Genomic DNA, 11,867 nt, shown 5'->3' with positions numbered 1-11,867 from the left:
GATCGGGTCACGGGATCGGCGCGGTCAACGCGCGGCGGGGATCCGGGCGGCTTCGTCACCGTCCACAGTGGGCAGTCTGCCGGGCTCCGGCTCCGCGTCCGGCAGGAACCGGCCGATGAGCACCTGGTACAGGCCCGCACCGAGCACGCCACCGATCAGCGGGGCGACGATGGGTATCCAGAAGTACGGATAGCCCGTGGTGTCCTGGAAGGCGTTCTCGTAGCCGGTCAGGAACGACGCCAGCCGCGGACCGAAGTCACGGGCCGGGTTGATCGCGTACCCGGCGTTGACGCCCCACGCCATGCCGATCGCGACCACGATCAGCCCCACGATGAACGGCGCCAGGTTGGCCCCCGGCGGGGTGTTCAACACGTCCGTGACGGCCAGGATCAGGAACAGCAGGATGGCGGTACCGATGATCTGGTCCCGGAAGCCGCCCCACTCGGACACGCCGAGCGCGCTCGCCGGCAGGGTCGAGAAGACACCCTGCGACTTCTCGGTGTTGCCGGGGTCGAACTTCGCCAGCGCCTCGGCGTAGTTCCACCGGACGATGAGAGCGGCGACGAACGCCCCGAGGAACTGCGCGGCCGCGTACGGAGCGACCTTGCGCCACTCGAAGCCCTTGAAGACGGCGAGCGCGAGGGTCACCGCCGGATTGAGGTGTGCTCCACTGATCCGGCCCGCCACGTACACGCCGAAGACGACGCCGAGACCCCAGGCCCAGTGGATGGATTGGACGTCACCGGTGCCACCCGCCACGACCTGCGCGACGACACCACAACCGAAGAGGATCAGAACGAGGGTCCCGGTGAACTCGGCGGCCAACTCGCCGAGCAGACCGGGGACCTTCAGCCTTTGCGCCATGCGTCCCTCCTGACGCCGGGCCACTGTCACCGTCGCGTTTCGCGGTGGTTACAAGAGGCGCTGTGTCAGGACCGTATGGAGAGCACAGCGCGCCGTCAACGAACGACGGTCGGCATTGTCGAACACCATTCGTGAGGTCTACGGTCATGGGCGTGCCGGGAGCGATCCAGTCGATAGAGCGGGCCGCCGCGATTCTGCGCCTACTGGCCAGCAGTTCGGGAAAGCTCGGCATGGGCGAGATATCCCGTTCGCTCGAACTGGCGAAGGGCACCACCCACGGGATCCTGCGCACCCTCCAACAGGTCGGCTTCGTGGAGCAGGACACCGCGTCCGGCCGCTACCAGCTCGGTGCCGCGCTGCTCCACCTCGGCAGCAGCTACCTCGACGTCAACGAACTCCGGTCCCGTTCGATCAACTGGGCGGACCCGCTCGCGTCCCGCAGCGGCGAGGCGGTGCGCATCGGCACCGTTCTCGACGGCAAGGTGCTCGTCGTCCACCACGTCTTCCGACCCGACGACACGTTTCAAACGCTGGATGTCGGCTCACTCCTCCCCCTGCACGCGACCGCTCTCGGCAAGGTGCTGCTCGCCTGGGACGCCGCCGCCGCCATCGTGGCGGTGCGCGGCGAACTCACGGCGTTCACCCGCAAGACCGTGACGAAGAGCGGTCTCGGCCGCGCGCTCGCGACGGTCCGGGAGTCGGGATGGGCCGCCGAAGCGGGTGAGTACCACCCCGAGGAGGCCGGCATCGCCGCGCCGATCCGGGGCCACGGCGGCCTCGTCGTCGGCGCCATCGGCATATCCGGGCCCACCGAACGCGTCTGCGACGCCCGCGGCCGGCCCGACCCCACACTCATCGGGTACGTCCGGGACGCCGCCCGGGCCATCTCCCGGGACCTCGGAGGTTTACGAACATGACCGGTTCGGAGCGAAGCGGAGAGGCCGGGCATCAGAAACGCTCTCCGCGCCTCGGTCTTGGCGCCCCCGAGCGAAGCGAGGGATCGCCATGACCGAGTCATATGTGGTGGCCATCGATCAGGGCACGACCTCGACGCGATGCATCGTCTTCGACCGCCGGGGACAGCTCGTCTCCGTGCAGCAACGCGAGCACCACCAACACTTTCCGCGCCCCGGCTGGGTCGAGCACGACGCCGTCGAGATCTGGCGGGCGGTGCAGCAGTTGGGGCCGCGCACGTTGCGGCAGGCGGGCATCGGGCCCGAACAGGTCGCCGCCGTGGGCATCACGAACCAACGCGAGACCACCGTCCTGTGGGACCGGCACACCGGAATCCCGGTCTCCCGGGCGATCGTCTGGCAGGACACCCGCACGGACGAATTGGTGTCGGCTTTGGCCGCGCAACCGTTCGCCCCCGAGGTGGCGGTGCGCAGCGGCCTGCCGTTGGCCACCTACTTCAGCGCCCCCAAGGTCCGTTGGCTGCTCGACCACACCCCCGGACTGCGCGAACGCTGCGCGCGGGGCGACGTGCTCTTCGGGACCATGGAGACGTGGCTCATCTGGAACCTGACCGGCGGGCCTTCCGGCGGCCTGCACGTGACGGACGTGACCAACGCGAGTCGCACGATGTTGATGGATCTGCGGACGCTGTCGTGGGATGACGATCTGTTGGCCTTCTTCGACATTCCGCGCGCGATGCTCCCGTCGATCCGCTCTTCTTCCGAGGTGTACGGGCGGGCCGTGGAGGCATTTCCCGGCGTGCGTATCGGGGCGGCACTCGGGGACCAGCAGGCCGCGCTCTTCGGGCAGACGTGCTTCGCGCCGGGCGATGCGAAATGCACCTACGGCACAGGCAGCTTTCTCCTTCTGAACACCGGCAGCGCGCCGGTGCGCTCGACGCACGGGTTACTGTCCACAGTGGCCTATCAGATCGCCGGCGCCGATCCCGTGTACGCGCTCGAGGGGTCCATCGCGATCACCGGTTCGCTGGTGCAGTGGTTCCGGGATCAGCTGGGGCTCATCGGCACCGCGCCGGAGATCGAGACCCTCGCACGCACCGTCGAGGACAACGGCGGGTGCTACATCGTGCCGGCGTTCTCGGGGCTGTTCGCGCCGCACTGGCGTTCCGAGGCGCGCGGGGTGATCGTGGGGCTGACGTCGTACATCACCAAGGGACACCTCGCCCGTGCGGTGCTCGAGGCGACCGGCTGGCAGACGCGTGAGGTCGTCGACGCCATGAACGCCGACTCGGGGCTGGCGCTGCGCTCGCTGCGGGTGGACGGTGGAATGACGGCCGACAATCTCCTCATGCAGTTCGTGGCGGACGTGCTGGACGTGCCGGTGGTGCGCCCGATGGTGGCCGAGACGGTGTCGCTGGGTGCCGCGTACGCCGCGGGCCTGGCGGTGGGCTACTGGCCCGACCTGGCCGACCTCCGCCGCAACTGGCACCGGGCCGCGCAGTGGCTCCCTTCGATGGACCCCGAGCTCCGCGCGGACGAGTACGACAACTGGCAGAGAGCGGTGGAGCGCACGTTCGACTGGCTTCGCCCCAAGGCCTCCTGAAGATCATTGGTAAGGCTGTTGCGGGGCTGTCGGCGTGTCGCGCAACAGTGTTACCAACGATCTCCGTGGGTTATCCACAGGGCGTCGTGCATCGTCGACAGAGGCCGAGCGGCGGCGGACGATCGTCTGGTGAATCGCGATATTGCCGCTGCGCTCGCCGCGGGCGAAGGTGTGCTTCTGCCCCGGTCGGGCGGCACGCTGTCGCGTTTCGCGGTGGCCCGTGCGCGACGGCGTGGATCGCTGTTACGCCTGCATCCCCGGACGTACGTGCTCGACACCGACCGGCTCAGCCGATGGCGCGCGGCCCTCGCCTACCTCGGCCCGGAGGCGGCGCTCAGCCACACCGCCGCTCTGCATCTGTGGGGGCTGCGCGAAGCGCCGCCCGACGAGCCGGTCCACGCATCGGTGCCCGCATATGTCGAGCGTCGACGCCCCGGCCCCCACCTCATCGTGCATCGGCGCACCAGCCTCGATCCCGTGGTGCGGCACGGGTTGCCGGTGACCCGGCTCGATCAGTCCATTGTGGACAGTTGGCCGCTGCTGCCGCCCGAGCACCGGCGGAATCCGGTGATCGCCGCGGTCTCCGGCCGCCGCACCACGGTACTCCGTGTCCGCGCGGCGCTCGACGCGGCGCCGCGGCTCAAGGACCGGCGCACCCTGTGCACCGTGCTCGACCTGCTCGAGGCCGGCTGCCACAGTCCGTTGGAGATGTGGGGCCTGCTGCACGTCTTCGACGACCCCACCCTGCGGCGACAGGTGCCGATTCGACTCGACCGGATGGGTCGCACCGTCTACCTCGACGTGTTCGCCGAGCGTGAGCGGGTCGACGTCGAGCTGGACGGTGCGCGATGGCACACGAGCGGGGAGGCCCGCGAATGGGACCTGCGACGCGATGCCGCGCTGGCGCAGCTGGACATCCACGTCGTGCGCTTCACGCACCACCGCCTCACGACGGAGCCAGATGAGGTCCGCGCCGAGCTGCGCAGGATCCGAGCCGCCCGCGGCGCCCGCATATGACTGCACGCGGACGCGGCAGCGAAGCGGTGCGACGGGAGTAACGGTCGTGCGCCCGAAAGGCGGGGTGTCGCCGGGGACCGTCCCCCCGGCGACACCCCTGGAATCAAGGCTTGTGCCGGTCCACGCCCAGGCCGTTGCACTGGCGGCCGCCGTTGATGCAGTGCGCCACCACCTCGGCCTGGCGCTGCTGGTCCCAGCCGTTCATGAAGTCGTAGTGGAAGGAGTACGAGGGCCCGGACGAGTACGCGAGCCCGGCGGTCACCCCGCCCGGCAGCTTGTACGGCACCTTCATCTCGAACATCGGCAGCGGCACCGGGTGGTCGCCCGTGCACCTGCCGTCGACCGGGAAGGCCATGTGCGACTTGTGGTCGGACGTATCCAGGTGCACGCCGTCCCAGCAGCTCGGTGCCTGGTAGCGGACGATCAGCGACGAGCCGGAGGGGCACGACGGCGGGATCTCCTTGCCGAGGTAGCCGGTGCAGTTCCAGGTGCCGCCGAACTGTTCCGCCGACGGGGTCCGCATGTCGCCGACGAGCAGCCGGAAGCCGGCCGGGAAGGGTTGCACGGTGCGGTAGTCCTTGACGCCGGACTTGTAGTAGACGGTGACCGTCTCCGGGTTCACGACGGTGCCGTTCTGCATCAGCGTGGGGAACCAGTACGCGGAGGCGTCCTTCTTGTCCTGGCAGGAGGTCTGGCCGCCGACGAGCTTCTCGGCGGTGGTGGTGTTCGCGTCGGTCGACGGGTTGCCGACGAAGCTGTGGTTGTGCGACACGCCGGGCTGTCCGGGGAAGACGACGGGGTCGTCGTTGAGCCGGTGGTTGACCGTGCAGTTCATGCCGATCTCGCGGTACTGCGCCTGCGGCGGCTTGTCCGTGAACGTCGGCACCGGCACCGACGCGCTCACCGTCGGGTTGGGTGCCGAGGGCGACGGCGACCCGGGTACCGACGTGCCCGCAGACGGTTCGGCCGAGCAGTCGTGTCCCTCGTGGCACACCGGCGAGGCGGACGGTGGCGGCTGGGTGGTCCCGCCACTGGCGCCGTTGTCGCCCGGTTTGCAGGCGACGACGGTCGCGGTGACCGCCGCGATCAGTACGAGCGCGACGGCGCGTGCGGGGGACATGCCGCAGACGCTAGATCCACGCCGGACCGGCGGCCTGAGTCCCAGGGCCCAGCCCGGGCCCCGAAAGGCCCAGATGGCCTATGCCCGGCGGCCCGTCCAGCGCACGATCGCCTCCGCGCGGCTCGACACCTGGAGCTTCGCGAAGACGTGGTGCAGATGGTTCTTCACCGTCTTCTCGGTCAGGTCCAGCCGCCGCGCGATGCTGGCGTTGGCGAGCCCCTCGCACAGCAGGTTGAGCACGTCCCGTTCGCGCGGCGTCAGCCCGAACCGGTTGCGCGCCTCCTCCTCGCGGGAGGCCCGTTCGCGGCGCGCCCGCTCCCGGTCGTCGGCCGCCCGGAAGGCCGCCGCCGCCACCGACGCGGCCGTCGGGGAGAGCCAGCCCTGGCCGGCCGCCACGGACTCCACCGCCCGCAGCAGATCCGGCGGGTCGAACTGCCCGTGCACCAGATACCCGCGCGCCCCGCCGCGCAGCATCCCGGCAATGACGGTCTCGCTCTCGTCGCTGGTCAACGCCAGCACGTTGGTGTATCCGGCGAGCGTGTGCAGCACCGACAGCCCGTCGGCGATCGGCATCCGATGGTCGAGCAGCGTCACGACGGGGCGCATTCGGCGGGCCAGGGCCAGCGCCTCGTGCCCGTTGCCGGCCTCGCCCACCACCGTCACCCGGTCCGTCGAGTCGAGGAACCCGCGCAGCGCCGAACGCACGATCGGATTGTCGTCGACGATCAGTACCGTGATCACCGGCTCGGCTCCGGCATGACCGGCGACTCGGCCCGAACGGGCACCCGCACCACCACCGTCGTCCCGGCCCGCGGGGCGGAGGAGACCTGGAGGATGCCGCCGACCGCCCGGGCCCGCTCGGACATGCCGACGATCCCGAAGTGGCCGCCGCCCTGCAAGGTCCCGAGGTCCGGCATGGCAAATCCGAGGCCGTCGTCGCGCACGCTCAACTCCACCATGTCATCCTCCCTGACCAGCCGCACCGTCACCTGCGTGGCACGGGCGTGGCGGGACACGTTGTGCAGCGCCTCCTGAAGGATGCGCGCCAGTTCGTACCGCAGGGCGACCGGCGGCTCGACCGCGGAGGCCATCACCCGGGTGCGGATCCCGGTCTCGTCCGCCCAGGAACGGCAGATCAGGTGCACGGTCGCGTCGAAGTCGCGGTCCAGCGGGTCGGCGCGCAACCCCTGCATGAGCTGCCGGGCCTCCCGGGCGGCCGCCTCCGCGCCCTGCGAGACGGTGCTGGCCAGCTGCTCGGCGAGATCGGGGCTGCGGCGCAGCGAGTTGGGCAGCGCCAGCGCCGCGAACGACACCCCGCGCAGCGTCTTCGCGACCGAGTCGTGCAGTTCGCGGGCGAGGCGGGCGCGTTCGGAGGCGGCGGCCGAACGCTGTGCGGCGGCCACGACCTCCACGGCCAGGTCGACGTAGCGGGCCAGTGCGTACGTGGCCGTCGCGGCACCCAGCCCGGCGAGCATCGCCACGATCGGCATCGCCACCACGAACGCGGCCACCTCCCGCGGCGGCTCGAACTCGCCCACGACCAGCGTCGCCACCCCGAACCCGGACGCCGTGTACAGGATCCACAGCGGCAGTGCCCGCAGCCCCAGCAGCGATCCGGCCAGCGCGGACGACCCCACGATGAACGTGAAGAACGCCATCCCGCCGCCGCTCATCACCAGCACCGCCAGCACGATCAGCAGATCGACGACGATCACCGGGAACGGCCGGCGCACCACGCGGGGCCACCGGGTGAGCACGCTCAGCTCGACCACGGTGCCGGCCGCCACGAGCACGAGAACGTTGGCCGCGCTCCACCGCCCGGCGACGAGCACCAGGTCGACGCCCGCCGCGGTGAGCGCCACGGCGGCGCGGGACAGCAGTACCGCCCGGCAGATCGCCGCGGGGGCCACTCCCCCGTGCCGATAGCGAAGCGGTTCACGCACGGTCCCCATCCTTTCGGCCGACCGAAGGATAGTCCAACCCGGTACGCTGCGGTCTTCATGGACATCGTGACGCCGGGGTTCACCGGGCGACCGCGCCGCGACGGGCCGGCGTTGCCGCCGGGACAGTATCTCGAAGAGGGCTTTCCGGTGATGTCGGCCGGCCCCACGCCGCGCGTCGACATCGACCGATGGCGATTCACACTGACGACCGAGACGGGTGTCTCGAAGAGCTGGACCTGGGCGGAGTTGCGGGCACTGCCGGCCGAGACGATCACGACGGACCTGCACTGCGTCACCCAGTGGTCGAAGCTCGGCACCTCGTGGCGCGGCGTCCCGGTCGAGACGCTGCTCGAGGGGATCGACACCGCCGCCGACTACGCGATGGCCGGCTCGTACGGCGGCTACACGACCAACCTGCCGCTCGCCGACCTCGTCGACGGGCAGGCGTGGATCGCGTACGAGTTCGAGGGAGAGCCCCTGCCGGCGCAGCACGGTGGCCCGGCCCGCCTGCTCGTCCCGCACCTGTACCTGTGGAAGTCCGCGAAGTGGGTCAACAGCCTGCGCCTGATGCTCACCGACGAGCCGGGCTTCTGGGAGCAAGCCGGCTACCACGAGTACGGCGACCCGTGGCGCGAGCAGCGGTACAGCGGTGACTGAGAGAAGCGGCGATTGAGCAGGTTCGCCTGGCGGGTCGGGACCCTGGTGGCGTCCCGGCCGGAGACCGCCACCGCCCGCACCCTCGTGCTGGACGTGCCGGGCTGGCCCGGTCACCTCGCCGGCCAGCGCGTCGACGTGCGGCTCACCGCCGCGGACGGCTACACCGCGCGCCGCAGCTACTCGATCGCCTCGGCGCCGGACGGGACCACCGTCGAGCTGACCGTCCAACGCGTCGCCGACGGCGAGGTCTCCCCCTATCTGACCGGGACGTTCGCGCCCGGCTATCCGATCGGGATCCGCGGCCCGGTCGGTGGCTGGTTCGTCTATTCGCCGGAACGCCCGGAGCCCGTGCTCCTCGTCGCCGGCGGCTCGGGCATCGTGCCGCTGATGGCCATGCTGCGCGCGCGGGAGGCGGCCGGGGTGCGGGTGCCGTTCCGGCTGGTCTACTCGGTGCGCACCCCGGCGGACGTCATCTACGCGAGCGAACTGCGCCGCGACCGGCCGGGCGTGGACGTGGCGCTGCACTTCACCCGGGAGGCGCCACCGGAGGCGAGGCGCCCGCCCGGCCGGATCACCCCGTCCCGGCTGGCCGAGGTGGGGTGGCCGCCCGACTTCGCGCCGACCGTCTACGTCTGCGGCCCGAACGGCTTCGTCGAGCACGTCACGACCATCCTCGTGGCGCAGGGGCACGACCCGTCCCGCATCCGCACGGAGAGGTTCGGCCCGAGTGGACCGTGAGGCCCGCTCGCCCGTCACTGCGGCTCGCGCAGCGCCTCCAGGTCACTGCTGCCGTTGAACCCGCGCCCGTAGCCGCCGACCGCGTAGATCACCCCGTTGATCTTCGCGACGCCGAGGCCGAGGCGCGGCCTGCGCAGCTGCGGGTTGGGTTTGTCGCCGATGGGGTTCTCGCAGGTGAGGCCGGTGTAGACGGTCTTCTCGGCGTTCTCGCCGCCGATCGTGCAGAACCCGTACCCCTCGATGAACACCGCCGCGCCGCCGTTGACCGCCGGGAAGCTGCCGCCGACGCGCACGCCGCCCCGGTCGTCGACGATGTCGGTCTTCGTGGCGTACCGGTCGGCGACGCCGTCGCTCTCCCGCGCGGCCCCACCCACGAACGTCACCGAGTAGGCCGGATCCACGAACGCCGTCAGCTTCTCCCGGGGCTGGTGCAGCTGCCCGACCGTGGTCCACTTGTCGGCCCCGGGGCGCAGTTCCCACACGTCAGCGCGGGTCTTGCCGTCCCGCGCGGTGCCGCCCGCGTAGATCAGCCGGCCGCCGGAGTAGGCGACGGTGCCGACGCTTCGGGGTTCGGGCAGCTTGACGTCCTCGACCCAGGTGCCGGTGGGGCTGTCGAGCCGCCACACCTTGTCGGTCGAACCGTCGAGCACCTGCCCGCCGACCACGTACAGCGCCTTGTCGGTCGCCGCCGCGGTGGTGAAGCCGACCTGCACCGGCAGCTTCGGGCCGTTCGCCCAGGTGTCCGTCGCGGGGTCGTAGACGTAGACGTCGGTCAGCAGCGGCCGCGGGTCCTCCGCGGCGATGCCGCCGATCACCCAGAGCTTCTTGTCGAACGCCGCCACGGCCGCACCCTCGAGCTTGATCGGCAGGGGTGCGAGGCTCTGCCAGGCGAACGCGGGCTTGTCGGTGCCGCCGTCGCCGCCGTCCCGATTGAGGAACCACACCAGTCCGATCGCGCCCACCAGCAGCAGCACCAGGGCTCCGGCGATGCCGGCGATCCAGCCGCGCCGCCCCGACCGTTCCCCCGGTGGAACCTCGTCCGGGTCCTGGTCGGCGCCGGGCGTGTGCACCGGCGCCACACCCACCTGCGCCGCCCCCACGATCGGCCCGGCACCGGAGGTCGGAATGCCCGAGACCGGGACACCGGAGACCGGCGCCCCCGAGGTCGGAACGCCCGAGACCGGCATGGCGACCGGCCCGCCGGAGCGCGGCGCTCCCGACGTCGGCACACCCGACACCGGCGCCGCGGCACCGCCCATGGCCGGCCCCGAAACGGGTGCCACGCCTCCGACGCCCGGCATCCCCGACACCGGCGCGCTCGCCGGCCCCGAACCGGTCGCGTAACCGGCGCCGGAGACCGGCCCCGCCGCATATCCCTCGGGCGGCGTCACGCTCTCGCTGACCGGCCCGCCCGCGAACCCACCGGTCGCCGGCGTCAGCCCGGTCGCATATCCGCCGCCGGAGGCGAAGCCACCGCTGTCCGGCTCCCCGGTCGCGAACCCCGCGCCGTCCGGCGCGTAGCTCCCCGGCCCCCCGACGCCGCCCGGCACGCCGCCGGTCGCCTCGGTCGCGTAGCTCGCCGAAGCGGCCGCCGCACCGGAGACCGGCTGCGCCCCGCCCTGTCCCGGCGGCGGGTATCCACCGGCCCCGGAGACCGGCGCGGGTCCGCCCTGCCCCGGCGGGTACCCGCCGGCTCCCGACACGGGCGCGGGTCCGGTCTGGCCGGGCAGGTAGCCGGTGCCGCCGGGCCCCGGTACCCCGGACACCGGCCCGCCCGCGCTCCATCCGCCGAAGGGCCCCGACACCGGCACGCCGGAGACCGGCGTCGTCCCTCCCGTGTCGGCCTCCCGCGGATAGCGCGGCCCGGTGACGAACACCCCCTGCGCGATCGCCTCCGCCAGCGCCCCCTCGGCGACGGGCAGCTCCGGCTGTTCGAGCACGGTCGGCGCGATCCCCAGCTCGACGTGCAGCAGCCGGGCCACCAGCGGCACCCGGGACGAGCCGCCGACCAGGAAGAGCCCGGAGAGGTTGCGCGGCTCCACCCCGCACTCCCGGATCACGCCGGCCGCCTCGTGCACGCCGCGGCGCAGGATCGGGCCGGCGAGGCGTTCCAGCTCGTCGCGGGTGACGTGGACCGAGCCCTCGACGCCGGGCACCGGCACCGGTGCCATCGTGCGGCGGGAGAGGGTCTCCTTCGCCCCGCGCACGTCGTTCCAGAAGAGCCAGCGGTTGCGCCACTCCGACGCGGTCGTCGGGCGCTGGATCCTCTCCCAGGCCTCCGGGGAGCGCTGCGCGACGAGCGCGCCGATGTGTTCGACGATGGCCGCGTCGATGTCGAGCCCGCCCAGGTCGGCCACGCCGCCGGAGCCGATGACGGTGAACGCGGTCCGGTCGTTGCGGATCACCGCGATGTCCAGCGTGCCGCCGCCGAAGTCGAAGACGGCGCAGATCCCGCCGACCGGCACGGGATGGCGCAGCACGTCGGTGAAGTAGCGCACCGCGGCGACCGGCTCGGGCACCAGGTGAACGGTGCGCCACCCGGCCCGCGCGGCGGCGTTCACCAGCACCTGGCGGCGTGGCCCGCCCCACGCGGCCGGATAGGTCAGGACGGCGGTGGGCAGTGCGCCGGCGGCCGAGGACGCCGCGGCCGCGACCTGCGCCAGAACGGCCGCGAGAAGATCGGCGGTCGCCACCTCACTGCCGCCGAGCAGCACGGTCTGCTCGTCGATGCGCCGCTTGGGGTTGGGTTCGTAGCGGGCCGGGTCGGACTGCGAGAGCCGGTAGGAGTCCCAGCCGGCGTGCAGCTGCCCCCACTCGTCGAGGAACACCGCCGACGGCATGAGGTTCTGGCCGTCGAAGAGCACCGGACGGGTCCGGCCGTCGGGCCAGCGCATCACCGCGACGGTGTTGGAGGTGCCCAGGTCGATGGCTAAAGCGACCTCCGCCGCTCCGCTCCGTTCCACGGTTGCCCTTTCGATGTCGCCACGCCCCCCGCGACGTCCGCGCCATGG

10 protein-coding genes are annotated in these 11,867 nt (G+C 72.0%); 5 read left to right on the top strand and 5 right to left on the bottom strand.

Annotation, left to right across the window (positions count from 1 at the left end):
* Positions 1-24 precede the first annotated feature (24 nt).
* A complete protein-coding gene (locus tag Val02_RS29680; RefSeq protein ID WP_203902548.1) occupies positions 25-864 on the bottom strand; it encodes an MIP/aquaporin family protein in 840 nt (279 codons plus the stop codon).
* A gap of 152 nt (positions 865-1,016) precedes the next feature.
* Here Val02_RS29680 and Val02_RS29675 point away from each other — a divergent pair, with 152 nt between their 5' ends.
* The 3 genes from Val02_RS29675 to Val02_RS29665 all read left to right on the top strand — a co-directional run bounded on the left by Val02_RS29675 (position 1,017) and on the right by Val02_RS29665 (position 4,398).
* On the top strand, positions 1,017-1,781 hold the full coding sequence (locus Val02_RS29675; RefSeq protein WP_203902547.1) for an IclR family transcriptional regulator: 765 nt from the start codon (positions 1,017-1,019) through the stop codon (positions 1,779-1,781).
* 88 nt (positions 1,782-1,869) lie between these two features.
* Positions 1,870-3,381, top strand: a complete 1,512-nt coding sequence (glpK, locus tag Val02_RS29670) for a glycerol kinase GlpK (RefSeq protein WP_203902546.1) — start codon at positions 1,870-1,872, stop codon at positions 3,379-3,381.
* 129 nt (positions 3,382-3,510) lie between these two features.
* On the top strand, positions 3,511-4,398 hold the full coding sequence (locus Val02_RS29665; RefSeq protein ID WP_203902545.1) for an endonuclease domain-containing protein: 888 nt from the start codon (positions 3,511-3,513) through the stop codon (positions 4,396-4,398).
* 103 nt (positions 4,399-4,501) lie between these two features.
* Here Val02_RS29665 and Val02_RS29660 read toward each other — a convergent pair whose 3' ends face one another.
* The 3 genes from Val02_RS29660 to Val02_RS29650 form a co-directional block, all read right to left on the bottom strand.
* Complete coding sequence (locus tag Val02_RS29660; protein ID WP_203902544.1) at positions 4,502-5,518, bottom strand: DUF1996 domain-containing protein; 1,017 nt, start codon at positions 5,516-5,518, stop codon at positions 4,502-4,504.
* A 78-nt stretch (positions 5,519-5,596) separates the two neighbouring features.
* Positions 5,597-6,259 carry a LuxR C-terminal-related transcriptional regulator gene (locus Val02_RS29655; RefSeq protein WP_203902543.1) on the bottom strand — a complete coding sequence of 221 codons (663 nt, stop codon included), beginning with the start codon at positions 6,257-6,259 and terminating at the stop codon, positions 5,597-5,599.
* Entirely contained in the window at positions 6,256-7,461 is a 1,206-nt protein-coding gene (locus tag Val02_RS29650; protein ID WP_203902542.1) for a sensor histidine kinase, read from the bottom strand. The genes Val02_RS29655 and Val02_RS29650 overlap by 4 nt, the downstream gene beginning before the upstream one ends.
* A gap of 57 nt (positions 7,462-7,518) precedes the next feature.
* Here Val02_RS29650 and Val02_RS29645 point away from each other — a divergent pair, with 57 nt between their 5' ends.
* Complete coding sequence (locus Val02_RS29645) at positions 7,519-8,118, top strand: molybdopterin-dependent oxidoreductase (RefSeq protein WP_203902541.1); 600 nt, start codon at positions 7,519-7,521, stop codon at positions 8,116-8,118.
* Positions 8,119-8,130: 12 nt separating this feature from the next.
* Complete coding sequence (locus Val02_RS29640) at positions 8,131-8,856, top strand: ferredoxin reductase (RefSeq protein ID WP_239153428.1); 726 nt, start codon at positions 8,131-8,133, stop codon at positions 8,854-8,856.
* Between the two features lie 14 nt (positions 8,857-8,870).
* On the opposite strand, the gene Val02_RS48310 is transcribed toward Val02_RS29640, so the two are convergent.
* The gene (locus Val02_RS48310) at positions 8,871-11,819 is read right to left on the bottom strand and encodes an Hsp70 family protein (protein WP_203902540.1); all 2,949 of its coding nucleotides are present in this window, start codon (positions 11,817-11,819) and stop codon (positions 8,871-8,873) included.
* Positions 11,820-11,867 lie beyond the last annotated feature (48 nt).

Origin of the sequence: Virgisporangium aliadipatigenens, assembly GCF_016863615.1 — a bacterium.
GTDB classification, from domain to species: domain Bacteria; phylum Actinomycetota; class Actinomycetes; order Mycobacteriales; family Micromonosporaceae; genus Virgisporangium; species Virgisporangium aliadipatigenens.
The sequence above is the reverse complement of the archived record's forward strand: the minus strand, read 5'-3'. Positions and strand labels throughout refer to the sequence as shown.